This is a genomic window from Pseudocitrobacter sp. 73 (genome assembly GCF_008369545.1).
GTDB classification, from domain to species: domain Bacteria; phylum Pseudomonadota; class Gammaproteobacteria; order Enterobacterales; family Enterobacteriaceae; genus Pseudocitrobacter; species Pseudocitrobacter vendiensis.
The window spans coordinates 220,860-240,517 of record NZ_VTZO01000008.1 but is presented as its reverse complement, the minus strand read 5'-3'; the positions used below and the strand labels follow the sequence as shown (position 1 = coordinate 240,517).

Genomic DNA, 19,658 nt, shown 5'->3' with positions numbered 1-19,658 from the left:
ATGAGGATATTATGGAAAACGCAATTCTGAACATTGAAGTTACAACGATTGATGGTGAAAAAACGACCCTGGAACGTTTCAGAGGGAACGTCCTGTTGATCGTGAATGTGGCATCTAAATGCGGATTAACCCCGCAGTACGAACAGCTGGAAAGCCTGCAAACGTCGCTCGAATATGAAGGCTTTGCGGTGCTGGGATTCCCGTGCAACCAGTTCCTGGGACAGGAGCCCGGGAGTGAAGACGAGATTAAAACGTTCTGCCGCACCACCTACGGCGTGACGTTCCCTATGTTCAGTAAAATCGAGGTTAATGGTGAAGGGCGTCATCCGCTCTATCAGACCTTAACGCGCGCCGCGCCAAAAGCCATTGCGCCGAAGGGAAGCGAGTTTTATGAAAAAATGGCCAGCAAAGGTCGTGCGCCTGCGCAGCCTGGTGACATTCTGTGGAACTTTGAGAAATTCCTCGTTGGCCGCGACGGTCGCGTCGTCGCGCGTTTCTCACCGGATATGCCCCCGGAAGATCCGATTCTGATTAATGCGATTCAGAAAGCACTGGTTCTGTAATGACAATGCTGATGCAACTACAAAACGTCAGTGAGGGAGTGCGTTTAACGCAGTTTAGCGCAGAGGTTCATGCTGGCGAGACAATCCACCTCGTGGGGCCGAATGGCGCGGGGAAGAGTACGCTGTTAACCCGCATGGCGGGGTTAAGTTCCGGTAAGGGCAGCGTCACGCTAAACGGTAAACCGTTAGGCGAATGGACCTCGCTGGAGCTGGCGCAAAAGCGCGCGTATCTTTCCCAGCATCAGTCGCCGCCATTCGCCATGCCCGTCTGGCATTTTCTGCTGTTGCATCAGCATGATAAAACTGAACATACGCTTTGCACACAGGTAACGGAAGCGCTGGGCCTGGTAGATAAACTGGGCCGTCATGTTAATCAGCTTTCCGGTGGTGAGTGGCAGCGCGTACGGCTGGCAGCGGTTATCCTGCAGATTCATCCATCTGGTAACCCTCATGGTCAACTGTTGCTACTGGATGAACCCATGAACAGCCTCGATGTCGCACAGCAGGCAGCCCTTGATCGTGTGCTGGACACATTGCGTGCTCGCGGTATTGCGATAGTAATGAGCAGCCACGATCTCAATCATACGCTGCGGCATGCTAATCGGGTGTGGTTGTTATCCAAAGGGCAATCAATCGCCAGTGGAACATCGGCTGAGGTATTAACCCCTGATTTACTGTTTAGCGCCTATAATATTTCTTTCCAACGGCTGGACATTGCGGGCCACCAGATGCTGGTTGCGCAGTGAAACGGGTCTGGAAAACAATAGCGAAACATTAAGTATCACTGCTTACTTGCCAGGGAATAAGTAACCGGGCTAAATTATCGGAAAATTAAAAAAGAGAGGATTCGCCGGATATGCGATTCTTGATTATTTTTATAGCGGCTTTATTTTTGGCGGGATGTAGTCACCATGCACCGCCTCCAAATCCAAGACTATCTGATTCGATAACCGTAATTGCTAATTTAAACGATCAGTTGCGCAACTGGCACGGTACGCCTTACCGCTATGGTGGGATGAATCGCCGTGGAATTGATTGTTCCGGGTTTGTCTTAACCACTTTCCGCGATAAATTTGAAATGCAGTTACCGCGCGAAACGCGTCAGCAGGCGAAGATCGGCACCGAAATTGATAAAGACGATCTGCTACCGGGCGATCTGGTTTTCTTCAAGACCGGCTCAGGGGATAGCGGCCTCCATGTTGGTATCTATGATACGGATAACCAGTTTATCCATGCATCGACCAGCCAGGGCGTCACGCGATCCTCTTTAGATAACGTGTACTGGCGCAAGAAGTTTTGGCAGGCCAGGCGGATTTAATGGGTAAATGACGAAGGGGCGCGATGCCCCTTCGGCGTATTTAAATTAATGGTATTTAAAAAACAAATTACGACTCATTATTGTTTTTGTTAACAATCTTAGGGTTAACTGGGCATGGATTGTATTAATCTATGATTTTCGATTACAATCATTACATTCCAGCGAAGGAATGCAAAAATAAAACGGAAAATGAAAGCAATCCGACTAAAATCAATCGACCTAAATTTATTGTTTTGTGACTTCAGGACCCTTGAAATGACTTATCGAGAAGGGCTGTCGCAATGATTGTAACCCTTGACCGTACATGGCGTTCAGAGCTGTTATTTCTCCCAGCCCGACATGCTAATGGCAAACTGATTGGTTTGAAAGTCGTTGCACATTTTATTGGTGTAGAGAATTCTGTACGTATCCCGACGAATCTCATCCTGCCGAAACTGACGTCTGATGAGGAATTAGTGCTATTTCGCGAAAAGCTCGCGCTGCTTAATACCTGCCAGCTGTTTTTTATTCAGCAGCAACTGACGGCGTGGCTTGCTATTACACCTGCGATTGTTCACGCCTTACTCACGGATGCATTGCTGGCAGCCGAGGTTTCACGTTACCCGTTTGTCGAACTGGTGGTGAGCGAACGCTTCCCAGGGCTCAATCAGCCTGATGATACGCATCCACTCACACTTCTGGCAAAACGCTTCCCGCTGGCGTTAGCAAACTTTGGTTCGGGGGAAGCCTCTACGCGCGCTGTGTTTGCTGGATTGTTTCAGCGGATTGTAATCGATCGTCAGTTTGTTCAGCGACAACTGTCTTCTGCATCCTTCGAGCCCTTTATTCGCGCCATCACCACCCAAATTCAACCCTATTGCCAAAGCATCATGATTGCGGGGATTAATACGGAATCCGCGCGTGAACGTGTATTACCTTTTGGTTTCAGCGGCATGCTGGGTGAGCTATGGCCTGCTGTACCAGAATCCTCATTATTAACGCTGGTGCAGGAATAACCCTGCAGATTGCCGGGTGTGTAAACGAGGATTAACTCATACACTACAGACAGGAGGACCTATGACCCTGTCTTTTAATACTCGCTGGCGCGATGAGCTGCCAGGTTTTTACAGCGACCTCAATCCGACGCCGCTACAGAATGCCCGCCTGATATGGCATAACACGCCGCTTGCCGATGAACTCGGGATCGAACCCTCTCTCTTTGCGCCTGAACGTGGCGCTGGTGTGTGGGGCGGAGAAGCCTTGCTCCCCGGGATGAAACCGCTGGCGCAGGTGTACAGCGGCCATCAGTTTGGCGTCTGGGCGGGGCAACTGGGCGATGGCCGCGGCATTCTGCTGGGTGAACAGCAACTGGATGGCGGCACGTCGGTGGACTGGCATCTCAAAGGCGCAGGCTTAACCCCGTATTCGCGGATGGGCGATGGCCGTGCTGTGTTGCGATCCACACTTCGTGAAAGCCTGGCCTCGGAAGCGATGCATTATCTCGGTATTCCCACCACGCGTGCGCTTTCCATTGTAACCAGTGATACGCCCATCCAGCGTGAAACCGTTGAACAGGGCGCGATGCTCATGCGTATTGCGCAAAGTCACGTTCGCTTCGGCCACTTTGAGCATTTCTACTATCGTCGTGAAATGGACAAGGTCCAGCAACTGGTCGATTTTGTTATTCGCCACCACTGGCCGCATCTTCAGCAGGAAGCGGATCGCTATGCACTCTGGTTCCGTGACGTGGTTACGCGCACCGGGCAGATGATTGCGCGCTGGCAAACGGTCGGTTTCGCGCATGGCGTAATGAATACCGATAACATGTCGATTCTGGGACTGACGATTGATTACGGTCCGTTTGGCTTTCTTGATGATTACCAGCCGGGCTTTATTTGTAATCATTCAGATTATCAGGGGCGCTACAGTTTTGAGAATCAGCCGGCGGTAGGGTTATGGAACCTGCAACGTCTGGCGCAGTCGCTCTCAGCCTTTATCAATGTCGATACGCTGAATGACGCCCTGGATGGCTACCAGCTTGCATTGTTCACCGAATATGGCGCGCGCATGCGTCAGAAACTGGGGTTATTTACGCAAGAGGTGGGCGATAACGATCTGCTTAACGCGTTGTTTGCACTTATGGCGCGAGAGGGTAGTGATTACACGCGTACTTTCCGTATGTTGAGCGAAACGGAACAGTTAAGCGCCGCATCCCCATTACGCGACGAGTTTATCGATCGTGCCGCCTTTGATAGCTGGTTTGCGCAGTATCGGGCCCGTATACAGCCTGAAGGCATCGACGATGCGAAACGGCAACAGGCGATGAAGCAGGTGAACCCGGCAATGGTGTTACGCAACTGGTTGGCGCAGCGGGCCATTGAAACGGCGGAGAAGGGCGATTATCAGGAACTCCATCGACTGCACGAAGCCCTGAGAAATCCGTGGGTTGATCGTGACGATGATTATGCTCAACGCCCGCCCGACTGGGGGAAAAGGCTGGAAGTGAGTTGTTCCAGCTGAACAACATGCCGGGAGCGCTGCGCTTGCCCGGCCAAAAAATGCACAAGGCAAAAATCTACCTGCTATTTCGTCAATATCAGCTTTCCAGCCTGCGTCTGGCGCAACAGATACTGCTGACCTTCATGTTCTATCACCACGCGGCCTTCATCACCTAATAACGCCTCGCTGTTAACCCGGCGATCGTTATCCTGCGGACGGGGGGTATTGTCCCTGACGGTAACCTGTTCTGCGTTGTCATCCATAAGCGTCATAGAAAAGTAAAATAGTAATAAAAACAACAATGATAAGTATTATCAATAATGAGTAGGCGTGTGCAACCGTTTTTTGTGAAAAGAGATATCTGGAGGGGATAAGAATCTCCCCATCGCGGGTGCGACAGGGAGGAGGGAACTAAAGGCGAGTGGCCACCGCGGCAGCCAGTTTTTCCAGCAGCACTTCGGTATCTTCCCAGCTCAGGCAAGGATCGGTGATGGATTGCCCATAGGTGAGCGGCTGATCCGCGACAATCTTCTGCGCACCTTCGCGCAGGAAACTTTCGGCCATAATACCGGCGATCGCGGTCGAACCGTTGCGTATCTGCTGACAGATATCATCGCAAACATCCAGTTGACGGCGATGTTGCTTCTGGCAGTTGCCGTGGCTGAAATCGACGACCAGGTGTTCCGGCAAATCAAACTGATGCAGCGTATCGCAGGCCGCAGCAATATCGTCGGCGTGGTAATTCGGTTTTTTACCGCCACGCATGATGATATGCCCATAGGGGTTACCGCTGGTCTGGTAGATGGTCATCTGGCCGTTTTTATCCGGAGACAGGAACATATGACTGGCGCGAGCGGCCCGGATCGCATCGACAGCAATACGCGTATTACCATCAGTGCCGTTCTTAAAGCCAACCGGGCAGGAGAGCGCAGAAGCCATTTCGCGATGGATTTGGCTCTCGGTGGTACGTGCGCCAATCGCGCCCCAGCTAATCAGGTCGGCGATAAACTGACCGGTCACCATATCGAGAAATTCGGTCGCGGTTGGCACGCCGAGAGTATTCACCTGTAATAGCAGTTTTCGCGCGAGCTCAATGCCGTGATTAACCCGGTAGCTGCCATTCAGGTCGGGGTCAGAAATCAATCCTTTCCAGCCAACAACGGTACGCGGTTTTTCGAAATAGGTGCGCATCACGATTTCCAGTTGGCCCTGATGCTTCTCGCGCAGGGTTTGCAGACGACGCGCATAATCCATCGCCGCATCCAGATCGTGAATAGAGCAAGGCCCGACAATCACCAGCAAACGACGATCTTCACCATTGAGGATCTTTTCAATCCGCTGACGAGAAGCGGTAACGCTGGCGGCAACATCCGGGGAGACGGGGTAACGCTGAGCAAGTTCAGCAGGCGTAACGAGGCTCTCAATACGAGCAGTACGCAATTCATCGGTCTTATTCATGAGTTTCTCAGAAATTTGTTTCTTCACCAGACAAAACGCCGGGAAGTGATGCACATCACGATAAACCAATCCCGGCTGATTTCAAGAGCGGGCGTGGTGTGCATTCAATCACGGCGTTATGATAAACAAATTTTCTGCATTGTACTAGTGCGTTAGTACATTCTGCGGCTTAATCCCATGATGTCCATGATTTTGGTAGCAATTTCCTCAACGGAGTAGTTGGTACTGTTAATCCACGGGATTTGATTCTTACGATACAGCGCTTCTACTTCCGCCACTTCCATTCGACACTGGCGCATCGAGGCGTAGCGGCTGTTTTCCCTGCGCTCCTCGCGAATCGCCGCCAGGCGCTCAGGATTAATCGTCAGGCCGAACAGTTTATGCTGCAACGGTTTAAGCGACGCAGGAAGGATCAGATTATCCATATCATCGGCGATGAACGGGTAGTTGGCGGCGCGAATACCGAACTGCATCGCCAGATAGAGGCTGGTAGGGGTTTTTCCACAGCGAGAAACGCCGAGCAAAATAACCTGCGCCTGATCGAGATTGCGCAAAGATATTCCATCATCGTGTGCCAGGGTGTAATCAATTGCCGCAATACGCGCATCGTATTTCAACAGATTTCCAGGGTTTAGCCCGTGGGTTCGATGAGCAATGGGCGTCGGATCGAGCTTAAGCTCTTCCTGAAGCGGAGCAACCAGCGCCTGCACGATATCCTGACAAAATCCTTCACACTGCAAAATGATGTCGCGGATTTCCGGAATGACAATGGAGTAGAAAACCAGCGGGCGTACGCCGGTTTGCTGATAAATCGCGTCAATCTGATCTTTCACCGCGCGGGCGCGGCTTTCACTTTCAATAAACGGCAGAGTAATACTGTTGATAACCACCGGGAACTGCGACATCACCGCGTGGCCCAGCACCTCAGCGGTAATCGCCGTGCCATCAGAAATATAAAAAACCTGCCTGTCGACTGCATTTTCCATTTTAACAATCCAGAAAAGTGAGGTTAATTGTCTGAAAGCATAAATTAAATTCGCAGAAAACCCCACCGCATTTGTCTGATATCTGAAAGTGGAACGCTATTTTTATTTTTTATGAAAAGTCTGGTTCATTTTTCTAAATATGCAGATTTTGTCGCGATTTATAACGACTTTCCCACAGAATCAGAGGGTTAACAGATTACTGGCATCAATCCTAAAAAAGAAAAATTTAATTTGCTTGAACGATTCACCGTTTTTTTAAATTGTTTAAATATGCCAGGATAATTTGAGTAGTCAGTTGTTTCTTAATCACTGCTTTTTTAATCAAAAAAGGATTGTCTCGATGTCCAACAATGGCTCGTCACCGCTGGTGCTTTGGTATAACCAACTCGGCATGAATGATGTAGACAGAGTTGGGGGCAAAAATGCCTCCCTGGGTGAAATGATTACTAACCTGTCCGATCTGGGTGTCTCGGTCCCCAACGGATTTGCTACCACTGCCGATGCATTTAATCAATTTCTCGACCAAAGCGGCGTGAATCAGCGCATCTATCAACTGTTGGATCAAACCGATATTGATGATGTCACCGCCCTGGCGAAAGCCGGTGCGCAGATCCGCCAGTGGATCATCGACACACCTTTCCAGAGCGAACTGGAAACCGCTATCCGTGATGCGTACAACCAGCTCTCTGCGGATGATGCGGACGCATCCTTTGCTGTGCGCTCTTCGGCGACGGCAGAAGATATGCCGGATGCCTCCTTCGCCGGTCAGCAGGAAACCTTCCTCAACGTGCAGGGCTACGACGCGGTACTGGTTGCGGTTAAACACGTTTTCGCCTCGCTGTTTAACGACCGCGCGATCTCATACCGTGTCCACCAGGGTTACGATCATCGCGGCGTCGCGCTCTCGGCGGGCGTTCAGCGGATGGTGCGTTCTGACCTCGCGTCTTCGGGCGTAATGTTCTCCATCGACACCGAATCCGGTTTTGACCAGGTGGTGTTTATCACCTCGGCCTGGGGCCTGGGTGAAATGGTGGTGCAGGGCGCGGTAAACCCGGACGAATTTTACGTCCACAAACCGACGCTGGCGGCTAATCGCCCGTCGATTGTGCGCCGTACCATGGGTTCCAAAAAAATCCGTATGGTCTACGCACCGACGCAGGAGCACGGCAAGCAGGTTAAAATTGAAGATGTGCCGCAGGCCCAGCGTGATATTTTCTCGCTGACCAACGATGAAGTGCAGGAGCTGGCGAAACAGGCTGTCCAGATTGAAAAACACTACGGCCGCCCGATGGATATTGAGTGGGCCAAAGATGGTCATACCGGCAAATTGTTTATCGTTCAGGCGCGCCCGGAAACCGTACGCTCTCGCGGCCAGGTGATGGAGCGTTACACGCTGCATTCACAGGGCAAAATCATTGCTGAAGGCCGTGCCATCGGCCATCGCATTGGCGCGGGCCCAGTAAAAGTTATTCACGACATCAGTGAGATGAACCGCATTGAACCCGGCGATGTACTGGTGACCGACATGACCGACCCGGACTGGGAACCGATCATGAAGAAAGCGGCGGCGATTGTCACCAACCGTGGCGGGCGTACTTGTCACGCGGCAATCATCGCGCGTGAACTGGGTATCCCGGCGGTGGTCGGCTGCGGCGACGCAACCGAACGCATGAAAGATGACGAGAAAGTCACCGTTTCCTGTGCGGAAGGGGATACGGGTTACGTCTACGCTGACCTGCTCGACTTTAGCGTTAAGAGTTCCAGCGTTGACACCATGCCGGACATGCCACTGAAGATCATGATGAACGTCGGCAACCCGGATCGCGCATTTGACTTCGCCTGCCTGCCGAATGAGGGCGTTGGTCTGGCGCGTCTGGAATTCATCATCAACCGTATGATTGGCGTTCACCCGCGTGCGTTGCTGGAGTTCGATGACCAGGAACCGGCGCTGCAAAACGAAATCCGCGAGATGATGAAAGGCTTCGACTCACCAAAAGAGTTTTACGTGGGTCGCCTGACGGAAGGGATCGCCACGCTGGGCGCGGCGTTCTATCCGAAACGGGTGATTGTGCGTCTGTCCGATTTTAAATCGAACGAATACGCTAACCTGGTTGGTGGTGAACGTTACGAGCCGGATGAAGAGAACCCGATGCTGGGCTTCCGTGGCGCAGGACGTTACGTTTCCGAGAGCTTCCGCGACTGCTTCGCGCTGGAATGCGATGCGGTAAAACGCGTGCGTAACGAAATGGGACTGACCAACGTTGAAATCATGATTCCGTTCGTGCGTACCGTTGACCAGGCGAAAGCCGTGGTGGATGAATTGGCGCGTCAGGGGCTGAAACGTGGCGAAAATGGTCTGAAAATCATCATGATGTGTGAGATCCCGTCTAACGCCCTGTTAGCCGAACAGTTCCTCGAACATTTCGATGGTTTCTCCATTGGCTCCAACGACATGACGCAGCTGGCGCTGGGTCTTGACCGCGACTCCGGCGTGGTCTCAGAACTGTTTGACGAGCGTAATGACGCGGTTAAAGCGCTACTGTCGATGGCCATCCGCGCCGCGAAGAAACAGGGCAAATACGTCGGTATCTGTGGGCAGGGGCCGTCTGACCATGAAGATTTCGCTGCATGGCTGATGGAAGAGGGTATCGATAGCCTCTCCCTGAACCCTGACACGGTAGTGCAAACCTGGCTGAGTCTGGCGGAATTGAATAAGTAATTGTTTCAACAAGCCCCCGGGGTTATCAACCGCGGGGGCTTTCATATTTCTAACTTATCAGACTCGCCTTAATTTGCGACCGATCACACTCCCGCGAAAAAACCAAAAAACGTAAATCTTCTGCGGAATTAGACAATTGTTGTCGCGGCAACGCTTCTGAATACTGGTTTTACTTAACCTGTTCAGGAGAAGGCTATGACCCCTGTTTATAAAGATCCTCAGCATCCTGTGAGCGCCCGTGTTGCCGACCTGCTGGCACGCATGACCCCCGAAGAAAAATTTGCCCAGATGCATGCCTACTGGCTGGTACTGTCTGAAGACGGTGAGCACCGGGAAAGAAGCGATATGAGCGATGAATTCTCCGGCGTCAGCGAGCAAGCATCGCTGGGCGAACGCTTAATGCTGGGTGTCGGTCAAATCACGCGCCCGCTGGGTACGCATATTGTGGATGCGAAAACGGGCGTGCGCGCGGCCAACCGCCTGCAAAAAATGTTGATGGAAGAGACGCGCCTTGGCATTCCGGCACTGTTCCATGAAGAGTGTCTGGTAGGCTTGTTGTGCAAAGACGCCACCTTATTTCCCTCCTCGCTGAATTACGGTTCTACGTGGGATCCTGAACTGGTCAGACGCGCTGCGCAGCAGATAGGCGAAGAAGCGCGTTCAACTGGCTGTAAACAGGGGCTGGCGCCGGTGCTGGATGTGTCGCGCGATGTGCGCTGGGGGCGTACCGAAGAGACGTTTGGCGAGGACCCGTGGCTGGTGGGCGTGATGGCCTGTGCGTATGTTGATGGCCTACAGGGTGAAAAACGTGACGTGCTGGCAACGCTTAAGCACTATGTCGGCCATTCCTTTAGTGAAGGCGCGCGTAACCATGCGCCGGTACATCTGGGCTTTCGTGAGCTGAACGATACCTTCCTGTTGCCTTTCGAAATGGCGGTGAAACTGGCGAATGCGGGTTCGGTGATGCCTGCGTATCATGATATTGATAATCAACCGGGACACAGCGATGCGTTCCTGTTAACCACATTGCTGCGGGAACGCTGGGGGTTTGATGGCATCGTGGTGGCGGATTACGGCGGCGTTAGCCTGCTGCATCAGCATCATGGCGTCAGTGAAGATGCCGCGCACTCGGCAGCTCTGGCTTTCAATGCCGGGCTGGACGTTGAGCTGCCAAAAGATGATTGTGCGCGTCATCTGGCGCAAGCGCTGGAACGCGGGCTGATCAGCATGGCGAAAATTGATGAAATCGTCGCGCGGTTGCTCACCGAAAAATTCCGCCTGGGGTTGTTCGAGCATCCGTACACTGATGAAAACGCCATTTCGCTCCAGTCGCCCGCCACGCGGCAGGCGGCAAGAGAGGTCGCCACGCGGTCAATTACGCTGCTGGAAAATCGTGGCATATTGCCGCTGGCGGGGAAACCGCGCGTGGCGGTCGTGGGGCCGACGGCGGACGATCCGCTGGCGTTGTTGAGCGGCTACAGTTTCCCGGTGCATCTGATTATTAGCGATATGGTGGATAACACCGCGCAGGTCACGACACCGCTGGCGGCACTGCGCACCTATCTGGGTGAAGACAACGTTCGCTACGCTAAAGGCTGTCACATCATCAAAGAACGCCTTGCCGGTGCGCCAGTTTTTCCGGGCGACAGTTCCGGTAAGCCGATGCAATCGTCACCGGTATCTCTCGATATCTCACTGATTGACGATGCTGTAAACGCGGCGCTGGAAAGTGAGGTGGTGATTGCCTGCGTGGGGGATCTCGCCGGTCTGTTCCAGAGCGGAACCGTGGGCGAGGGGTCAGACACCGATAGTTTAACTCTGCCGGGCGTACAGCAGCAGTTGCTGGAAGCGCTGGTGGCGACCGGGAAACCGGTAATAGTGGTGATGACGGGAGGACGCCCTTACAACCTACAAGGGCTGGAGTCGAAAGTGGCGGCGTTTATGCTGGCATGGGCACCGGGCCAGGAGGGGGGGTGGGCAATTGCTGATGTGTTGACCGGTCGCGCAGAACCACAAGGCAGGCTGGTGGTGAGCATGCCGAAAAGCGCCGGGGCGATGCCGTATTACTACAACCATAAGCTTAAAAGCGGCGGCACACCGTTCGCCTTCCATTTTGGCGCGCTGTATCCGTTTGGCTACGGTCTGAGCTGGACAACGTTCGATTATGGCTCGCCGACGTTGCAGAGCGAAAACGTGGATATTCACGGCGACGTTACGCTTAGCGTGACGGTAAGAAACAGCGGCGAGCGCAGCGGCAGTGAAGTGGTACAGGTGTATGTGCGCGACAACATCGCCTCAATGGTCAGGCCGCTTCAGGAACTGAAAGCGTTCCAGCGCGTGACACTGGCGCCTGGCGAGTCGGCCACGCTTACTTTCACGATACCGGTGGATATGCTCAATTTTACCAGCCATCAGGGGCAACGCATCGTTGAGCCTGGCGAGTTTGAATTGCAGGTTGGCCGATCCTCCGTAGATATTCAGGGACGAGTAACGCTGAATGTCACCGGCGAGACGCGGGTTCTGCCTGAAATGTGGCGCATGATGAGTCGATGTGATGTGAAGTGATAAAAAAAAGCCCATCGTGGGAGATGGGCAAAGACTACACACAGCAATTCATTGTTTCACTCAGGGGATGTCCATGCTTATAAATCAAGCTATTGATTTATAACCGTGTCCTAATAGTAGGCATGCGACATTTTTACGTCGATCGGATTCGTCTCAATAGTTAAAATAGTGTGAATGATTTTTAGTTAAGGCAGGTACGGATGCCATCATTTGACGGCATCCGTTAACATAACAACGGTTTATTGATAAGAAATGCTTAAGTGGATGAGCGGGGGGAATTACGCTTTTTTCTCTCCGCTCATATCAAACTGCTGTAACTCTTCCAGAACCTGGTCCGGGTCGGTTGTCGGAGGGGGCACTTCGTGCATCCATGCATCAAACAGACGCCAGGAGACTGCCAGCACCACTGGGCCAATAAACAGGCCTATCATGCCAAATGCCACCAGACCACCGATAACGCCAGACAGAATAAGAATCATCGGTAGATCGGCACCCATGCGAATCAGCACCGGACGGATAAAGTTATCCATGGTGCCTACTACGCAGCTCCACACCAGCAGCACGGTGCCCCAGGTGGTATCACCGGTCCAGTAGAGCCAGATGATTGATGGGATCAGGACAATCAGCGGCCCAAGTTGTACCAGGCAGGAAAAAATCATCACGACCGTTAACAGCGTGGCATAGGGTACGCCAGTGATGGCAAGGCCGATACCGCCGAGAATCGCCTGTGTTAACGCGGTAACCACCACGCCCAGCGCGACGGCGCGAATGGCCTGACCTGCCAGCAACACGGCGGCATCACCCCGTTTTGACGCCAGGCGGGTCGCGAAGTAGCGAATGCCAAACGCGACTTTTTCGCCCTGCCAGTAGAGTAACGCACTAAACAGCAACATTAAGCCGCAGTGAAGCAGGAAGCGGCCAATGTGCGCCGCCTGGCCGACAAACCACGTGGTGGTAGTACCAATATAAGGGCGGACCTTCGCCATAATTGCGCTGCCGCCCATATCCAGCAGGCTGTGCCAGCCCTGATAAAGCTTCGCACCGATAAACGGAATGCTGTTCAACCACGCGAGGTCAGGCAGCTCCAACGTGCCAGAGGTGATGTCATGCACCAGAGGGGCGCTGCCGTCGACGACGCTATTGACCAGCAAGGCGATGGGGATAACGAACAGTAAAAAAAGCAACAGTGTCATCACCAGAACGGCCAGGCTCCGGCGGCCAAAAAGCATGCGCTGCAAACGAAGCAGTACCGGCCAGGTGGCGATAACGATCGTCGCAGCCCAGGCGAAGCCCAGAATAAACGGCTGAATAATCCATAAACAAGCGATGATCATCAGAGCCAAAAACAGCACCAATAGCAGTATTTGCGGTATATCGCGAGGACGTTGAAGCGTACCCATATCTCAAATTTACCTTCTTCTGTACGCCAGAACGCTGGCGCGGCGTAAACCCTTTTATTGATAATAATATCAATCCATTTAAGCGGCCGATTTTGCACTTAAATCTACCGGGCGCATAAGAAAAAAATGTGATACAACGTTGAATGCACTACGCAAACGATTAAACATGCGCTTCGCGCCCATGGCGACGCTGCGCGTGTATAACAACACTAACTATTCAGACAGGGTCAAGCGTCATGATCCCACAGATTTCTCAGGCACCGGGCGTCGTTCAACTGGTGCTGAATTATTTGCAAGCACTGGAGCAACAAGGTTTTACTGGCGATACCGCCACGCGTTATGCCGACCGACTAACCATGGCGACCGATAACAGCGTTTATCAGCTGTTACCGGATGCGGTGGTGTTCCCGCGTTCAACGGCGGATGTGGCCCTGCTGGCCCGGCTGGCGGCAGAAGAGCGCTTTCAGTCGCTCATCTTCACCCCCCGCGGCGGCGGCACCGGTACTAACGGGCAGGCCCTGAACCAGGGCATCATCATTGATATGTCCCGCTATATGAATCGCATCATTGAAATCAACCCCGAAGAGGGTTGGGTGCGGGTCGAAGCTGGGGTTATCAAAGATCAGCTCAATCAATATCTCAAACCGTACGGCTATTTCTTCGCGCCGGAGCTCTCCACAAGCAACCGCGCGACGCTGGGCGGTATGATCAACACCGACGCCTCCGGGCAGGGCTCGCTGGTGTACGGCAAAACCTCCGATCACGTCTTAGGCGTGCGCGCTGTACTGCTGGGCGGCGATATTCTGGATACCCAACCCGTACCGGTTGCGCTGGCGGAAACGCTGGCGAAAGAGCAGTCCGCCTCCGGGCGCATTTACCGCACGGTATTTGAAGGTTGTCGCGCGAATCGTCAGCTCATCATCGATAAGTTCCCGAAACTTAACCGTTTCCTGACCGGTTACGATTTGCGTCACGTCTTCAACGACGAGATGACCGAATTTGACTTAACCCGCATTCTCACCGGCTCAGAAGGTACACTGGCGTTTATTACCGAAGCACGGCTGGATATCACCCCGCTGCCGAAAGTGCGTCGTTTGGTTAACATTAAGTACGACTCGTTCAACTCAGCACTACGCAATGCGCCGTTTATGGTGGAAGCCCGCGCGCTATCGGTTGAAACAGTTGACTCTAAGGTCCTGAATCTGGCGCGGGAAGACATTGTCTGGCATTCGGTCAGTGAACTGATCGCTGATGTGCCCGATAAAGAGATGCTAGGCCTGAATATTGTCGAATTCGCCGGTGACGATGACGCGCTGATTGAGGAGCAGGTTACCTCGTTATGCCAACGTCTGGACACGCTTATCGCGAATCAGGAAGGTGGCGTGATTGGCTGGCAGCGCTGCAATGAGCTTGACGGCATCGAGCGCATCTACGCGATGCGTAAAAAGGCGGTGGGTCTGTTGGGCAATGCGAAAGGCGCGGCGAAGCCGATTCCGTTTGCCGAAGATACCTGCGTGCCGCCGGAACATCTCGCGGATTACATCGTTGAATTTCGCGCGTTACTCGACAGCCACGGCCTGAGCTACGGCATGTTTGGTCATGTCGATGCCGGCGTGCTGCACGTGCGTCCGGCGCTGGATATGTGTGACCCTCAACAAGAGATTTTAATGAAGCAAATCTCCGATGATGTGGTGGCGCTCACCGCGAAATATGGCGGTCTGCTGTGGGGCGAGCACGGGAAAGGCTTCCGCGCGGAATACAGCCCGGCCTTCTTCGGCGATGCGTTATATGGCGAGCTGCGTAAAGTCAAAGCAGCGTTCGACCCGCTTAACCGCTTAAATCCCGGGAAAATCTGCCCGCCGGAAGGCGTGGATGCGCCGATGATGAAAGTCGATGCGGTGAAACGCGGGACTTTTGACAGGCAAATCCCGATTGCTGTGCGGTCCTCCTGGCGCGGGGCGATGGAGTGTAATGGCAACGGGTTATGTTTTAACTTCGATGCCAAAAGCCCGATGTGCCCGTCAATGAAGATTACCAACGATCGTATTCATTCGCCGAAAGGGCGCGCCACGCTGGTGCGTGAATGGCTGCGTTTGTTGGCCGATCGTGGCGTAGATCCCTTATTGCTGGAGAAAGAATTACCGGATAAACGCGCGAGCTTGCGTTCATTGATTGAGCGTACCCGCAACAGCTGGCACGCGCGCAAGGGCGAATACGATTTCTCACACGAAGTGAAAGAAGCAATGTCGGGCTGTCTGGCCTGTAAAGCCTGTTCCACCCAATGTCCAATCAAAATTGATGTGCCGGATTTCCGCGCACGTTTCTTACAGCTTTATCACACGCGTTATCTGCGTCCGGTACGCGATCATCTGGTGGCGACGGTTGAAAGCTATGCGCCGCTGATGGCGCGCGCGCCGAAAACCTTTAACTTCTTTATGAATCAACCGCTGGTACGCAAGCTGTCGGAAAAACACATTGGCATGGTTGATTTGCCAATGCTTTCCGCGCCGTCGTTGCAAAAGCAGATGATCTCTCACCGTTCCGCCAATATGACGCTGGAACAGCTGGAAGCGCTAACACCCGAACAAAAAGCGATGACCGTGCTGGTGGTGCAGGATCCTTTCACCAGCTACTACGATGCGCAGGTGGTGGCCGACTTCATTCGTCTGATCGATAAGCTGGGCCTTCAGCCTGTACTGTTGCCGTTCTCACCCAATGGTAAAGCGCAGCATATTAAAGGTTTCGTCACCCGCTTTACCAAAACTGCACGTAAAACGGCAGATTACCTGAACCGTGTGGCGGAATTGGGCATTCCTATGGTGGGCGTCGATCCGGCGCTGGTGCTGTGTTATCGCGATGAATACAAGCAAGTGTTGGGCGATAAACGCGGTGATTTCAACGTTATGCTGGTCCATGAATGGCTGCCTCAGGCGCTGGACGGTATTAATAGCCATGAATCCGGCGGCGAGCCCTGGTATTTGTTTGGGCACTGTACCGAGGTTACCGCACTGCCTTCCGCGCCAAAACAGTGGGCCACCATTTTTGCCCGGTTCGGCGCGAAGCTGGAAAACGTCAACGTCGGCTGCTGCGGGATGGCGGGAACCTATGGCCACGAAAAGAAAAACCATCAAAACTCGCTGGGGATTTATGCGCTATCATGGCAGCAGGCCATGCAACGCCTGCCGCGTAATCGCTGTCTGGCAACCGGATACTCATGTCGTAGTCAGGTGAAGCGCGTGGAAGGTAATGGCGTTCGCCATCCGTTACAGGCACTTCTGGAGATTATTGGATGATTTGGAGACGACAGACGACCCTCGATGCTCTGAATGCGATGAATGAAGGGACGATGATGGCGCTGCTGGATATTCGCTATGTTGCGTTAACCGATGATGCGCTTGAGGCGACGATGCCCGTAGACCATCGCACCCATCAGCCATTCGGTCTGTTACACGGTGGAGCGTCCGTTGTTCTGGCCGAGACACTGGGCTCAATGGCGGGCTATCTCTGTACCGAGGGCGATCAAAAAGTTGTCGGGCTGGAAATCAATGCCAACCACATCCGTTCGGTGCGTAGCGGCCGGGTTCGCGGCGTCTGTAAAGCGATCCACACCGGGCGTCGCAGCCAGGTGTGGCAAATCGAAATTTTCGATGAGGAAGGGCGCTTGTGTTGCACATCGCGCCTGACCACCGCCGTGGTGTAAAACAGATGCAAAGGCCCAAATCCCTGGGCCTTTTGCTTATTTCACCGTATCGTCTTTAATCGTTTCGCTCGCGCCGTTCTTCTGAACGGAGGCAATACCTTTCTTCGCCGCGTCCTTGCTCGAGTACATCTCACTGGTGGCGATGGTTTCGTGATTATCGGCCTTCAGTAAAAAATACCACGGCTGCGCAACGTCTTTTTCTGACTTCTTAAGCACATAATAACCCATGATTTCTCCCGATATTATTGAAGGGGTCATCAATGATTTAGGTCAGATTTAGCGATCCGGCAAGTTTGCGTACCAAGGGTGTGAGCTGAAAGGCACAGAGAGGCCGAAAAACTATCAAATAAATAGGTATTAGCGATGCATGTTTTATTCATCAACCACTTCCAGTAATGACCTCTTCCTAATCTATTATTTTTCAATGTGTTGTAAAAAATTATCTATCCCGGTTGCCTGCAGAATGAGGGTCTATGCTTATAAAAAGCCCCTGTAAAACAGGTTCGAAGGTAATACCCCTGTTGTAGATGGGTTGAAGTGATAATCATTATCACTAACATAGTGTTATGCCTTTGATGGCTTAACCGATGAGGTAGACCAATGGAAGTAGATTCTGGAACGTTTGATCCGAATGATTTTGCCTGGCGTGGCCTGACGTTAACGCCTGCGGCAGCAACACAAATTCGCAATCTGGTCAGCAAACAACCGGGTATGCAGGGCGTGCGTCTCGGCGTGAAGCAGACCGGTTGTGCCGGGTTTGGCTATGTGCTGGATACGGTAATAGAGCCCCATGCCGATGACCTGTTATTTGAGTCTGACGGCGCAAAACTGTGGGTGCCTCTTTCGGCGATGCCGTTTATTGACGGCACCGAAGTGGATTACGTGCGCGAAGGACTAAATCAGATATTTAAATTTCATAACCCGAAAGCGCAGAACGAATGCGGCTGCGGCGAAAGTTTTGGGGTATAGGCGGTACGATTATGACGCGCAATACTGAAGCAACTGACGATGTCAAAACCTGGTCCGGCGGCCCGCTGAATTACAAAGAGGGCTTCTTCACCCAGTTAAAGACCGATGAACTGGCAAAAGGGGTCAACGAAGAGGTGGTCCGCGCCATTTCAGCGAAACGCAATGAGCCGGAATGGATGCTCGAGTTTCGCCTGAATGCCTTCCACGCCTGGGAGCAGATGAAAGAGCCGCACTGGTTGAAGGCGAACTATGCTTCGCTTAATTATCAGGATTACAGCTACTACTCTGCGCCGTCCTGCGGTAACTGCGATGAAACCTGTGCCTCTGAACCGGGCGCGGTTCAACAGACGGGCGCCAATACCTTCCTCACCGATGAAGTTGAAGCAGCGTTTAACCAGCTTGGCGTACCGGTGCGCGAAGGCAAAGAAGTGGCCGTCGATGCGATATTCGACTCGGTTTCTGTGGCCACCACCTACCGGGAAAAACTTTCTGAGCAGGGCATTATTTTCTGTTCGTTTGGCGAAGCGATCCACGACCATCCTGAACTGGTGAAACAGTATCTGGGCACGGTGGTACCGTCGAACGATAACTTTTTTGCCGCACTGAACGCGGCGGTGGCATCAGATGGCACCTTTATCTACATCCCGAAAGGTGTGCGCTGCCCGATGGAGCTGTCGACCTATTTTCGTATTAACGCCGAAAAAACCGGTCAGTTTGAACGCACGATCCTGATTGCCGATGAAGGCAGCTATGTGAGCTATATCGAAGGGTGTTCCGCCCCGGTGCGTGAAAGTTATCAGCTTCACGCGGCGGTGGTGGAGGTTATCATCCACAAAGATGCGGAAGTGAAATACTCCACGGTACAAAACTGGTTCCCCGGCGATAACAACACCGGCGGTATTCTGAACTTTGTCACCAAGCGCGCCCTGTGCGAAGGCGAAAACAGCAAAATGTCCTGGACCCAGTCGGAAACGGGTTCCGCCATTACCTGGAAATACCCGAGCTGCATTTTGCGCGGTGATAACTCGATTGGCGAGTTCTTCTCGGTGGCGCTGACCAGCGGCCATCAGCAGGCCGATACCGGCACCAAAATGATCCACATCGGCAAAAACACAAAATCGACGATCATCTCGAAAGGGATCTCCGCCGGACACAGCCAGAACAGTTATCGCGGGCTGGTGAAAATCATGCCGACCGCGACCAATGCGCGTAATTACACCCAGTGTGACTCGATGCTGATTGGCCCGGACTGCGGTGCGCACACCTTCCCGTATGTCGAATGCCGCAACAACAGCGCACAGCTGGAACATGAAGCCACCACTTCGCGAATCGGCGAAGATCAGCTGTTCTACTGCCTGCAACGCGGGATCAGCGAGGACGATGCGATCTCGATGATCGTCAATGGCTTCTGTAAGGACGTCTTCTCCGAGCTGCCGCTGGAGTTTGCCGTGGAAGCGCAAAAATTGCTGGCGATAAGCCTTGAACACAGCGTCGGATAAGGA

The 19,658-nt window shown here is 53.0% G+C and carries 16 protein-coding genes and 1 other RNA gene; 11 read left to right on the top strand and 6 right to left on the bottom strand.

Going from position 1 to position 19,658, the window contains the following annotated elements; genetic code table 11:
• Positions 1-11 precede the first annotated feature (11 nt).
• The 5 genes from F0Q32_RS08405 to selO all read left to right on the top strand — a co-directional run bounded on the left by F0Q32_RS08405 (position 12) and on the right by selO (position 4,380).
• A complete protein-coding gene (locus F0Q32_RS08405; RefSeq protein WP_149462688.1) occupies positions 12-563 on the top strand; it encodes a glutathione peroxidase in 552 nt (183 codons plus the stop codon).
• Positions 563-1,309: a vitamin B12 ABC transporter ATP-binding protein BtuD gene (gene btuD / locus F0Q32_RS08400; RefSeq protein WP_149462687.1), complete on the top strand. Its 747-nt coding sequence runs from the start codon at positions 563-565 to the stop codon at positions 1,307-1,309. Before F0Q32_RS08405 ends, btuD begins: the two co-directional genes overlap by 1 nt.
• Positions 1,310-1,419: 110 nt before the next feature.
• Positions 1,420-1,881: a C40 family peptidase gene (locus F0Q32_RS08395; RefSeq protein WP_015964185.1), complete on the top strand. Its 462-nt coding sequence runs from the start codon at positions 1,420-1,422 to the stop codon at positions 1,879-1,881.
• Positions 1,882-2,162: 281 nt separating this feature from the next.
• The gene (locus F0Q32_RS08390) at positions 2,163-2,876 is read left to right on the top strand and encodes an EAL domain-containing protein (protein ID WP_149462686.1); all 714 of its coding nucleotides are present in this window, start codon (positions 2,163-2,165) and stop codon (positions 2,874-2,876) included.
• A gap of 61 nt (positions 2,877-2,937) precedes the next feature.
• Positions 2,938-4,380, top strand: coding sequence for a protein adenylyltransferase SelO (selO, locus tag F0Q32_RS08385; protein ID WP_149462685.1), 1,443 nt, complete (start codon positions 2,938-2,940; stop codon positions 4,378-4,380).
• Positions 4,381-4,442: 62 nt separating this feature from the next.
• Here the strand turns inward: selO and hemP are convergent, their stop codons facing one another.
• The 3 genes from hemP to F0Q32_RS08370 form a co-directional block, all read right to left on the bottom strand.
• Positions 4,443-4,631, bottom strand: a complete 189-nt coding sequence (gene hemP / locus F0Q32_RS08380) for a hemin uptake protein HemP (protein WP_149462684.1) — start codon at positions 4,629-4,631, stop codon at positions 4,443-4,445.
• A gap of 139 nt (positions 4,632-4,770) precedes the next feature.
• Positions 4,771-5,817 (bottom strand): 3-deoxy-7-phosphoheptulonate synthase AroH, encoded by a 1,047-nt coding sequence (gene aroH, locus F0Q32_RS08375; protein ID WP_015964189.1) that lies wholly within the window; start codon positions 5,815-5,817, stop codon positions 4,771-4,773.
• Positions 5,818-5,969: 152 nt separating this feature from the next.
• On the bottom strand, positions 5,970-6,803 hold the full coding sequence (locus F0Q32_RS08370) for a pyruvate, water dikinase regulatory protein (RefSeq protein WP_149462683.1): 834 nt from the start codon (positions 6,801-6,803) through the stop codon (positions 5,970-5,972).
• A 340-nt stretch (positions 6,804-7,143) separates the two neighbouring features.
• Between F0Q32_RS08370 and ppsA the strand changes: the two genes are divergently transcribed.
• Both ppsA and F0Q32_RS08360 read left to right on the top strand, forming a co-directional pair.
• On the top strand, positions 7,144-9,522 hold the full coding sequence (gene ppsA, locus F0Q32_RS08365) for a phosphoenolpyruvate synthase (protein ID WP_149462682.1): 2,379 nt from the start codon (positions 7,144-7,146) through the stop codon (positions 9,520-9,522).
• Positions 9,523-9,717: 195 nt separating this feature from the next.
• Positions 9,718-12,087, top strand: a complete 2,370-nt coding sequence (locus F0Q32_RS08360) for a glycoside hydrolase family 3 N-terminal domain-containing protein (protein ID WP_149462681.1) — start codon at positions 9,718-9,720, stop codon at positions 12,085-12,087.
• Here the strand turns inward: F0Q32_RS08360 and rprA are convergent.
• Together rprA and ydiK are read right to left on the bottom strand one after the other, a co-directional pair.
• An RNA gene (gene rprA / locus F0Q32_RS08355) (antisense sRNA RprA) lies at positions 12,087-12,194 on the bottom strand. The two genes, F0Q32_RS08360 and rprA, sit on opposite strands and share 1 nt — an antisense overlap.
• A 171-nt stretch (positions 12,195-12,365) precedes the next feature.
• A complete protein-coding gene (gene ydiK, locus F0Q32_RS08350; protein ID WP_149462680.1) occupies positions 12,366-13,487 on the bottom strand; it encodes an AI-2E family transporter YdiK in 1,122 nt (373 codons plus the stop codon).
• A 236-nt stretch (positions 13,488-13,723) separates the two neighbouring features.
• Between ydiK and F0Q32_RS08345 the strand changes: the two genes are divergently transcribed.
• Both F0Q32_RS08345 and menI read left to right on the top strand, forming a co-directional pair.
• Positions 13,724-16,780, top strand: coding sequence for an FAD-binding and (Fe-S)-binding domain-containing protein (locus F0Q32_RS08345; protein ID WP_149462679.1), 3,057 nt, complete (start codon positions 13,724-13,726; stop codon positions 16,778-16,780).
• The gene (menI, locus tag F0Q32_RS08340; protein WP_149462678.1) at positions 16,777-17,187 is read left to right on the top strand and encodes a 1,4-dihydroxy-2-naphthoyl-CoA hydrolase; all 411 of its coding nucleotides are present in this window, start codon (positions 16,777-16,779) and stop codon (positions 17,185-17,187) included. Before F0Q32_RS08345 ends, menI begins: the two co-directional genes overlap by 4 nt.
• Before the next feature lie 36 nt (positions 17,188-17,223).
• Here the strand turns inward: menI and F0Q32_RS08335 are convergent, their stop codons facing one another.
• Positions 17,224-17,415 carry a YegP family protein gene (locus F0Q32_RS08335; protein ID WP_149462677.1) on the bottom strand — a complete coding sequence of 64 codons (192 nt, stop codon included), beginning with the start codon at positions 17,413-17,415 and terminating at the stop codon, positions 17,224-17,226.
• A gap of 372 nt (positions 17,416-17,787) precedes the next feature.
• Here F0Q32_RS08335 and sufA point away from each other — a divergent pair, with 372 nt between their 5' ends.
• Both sufA and sufB read left to right on the top strand, forming a co-directional pair.
• The gene (sufA, locus tag F0Q32_RS08330; protein WP_149462676.1) at positions 17,788-18,156 is read left to right on the top strand and encodes a Fe-S cluster assembly scaffold SufA; all 369 of its coding nucleotides are present in this window, start codon (positions 17,788-17,790) and stop codon (positions 18,154-18,156) included.
• 11 nt (positions 18,157-18,167) lie between these two features.
• On the top strand, positions 18,168-19,655 hold the full coding sequence (sufB, locus tag F0Q32_RS08325; protein WP_149462675.1) for a Fe-S cluster assembly protein SufB: 1,488 nt from the start codon (positions 18,168-18,170) through the stop codon (positions 19,653-19,655).
• Positions 19,656-19,658: the final 3 nt, after the last annotated feature.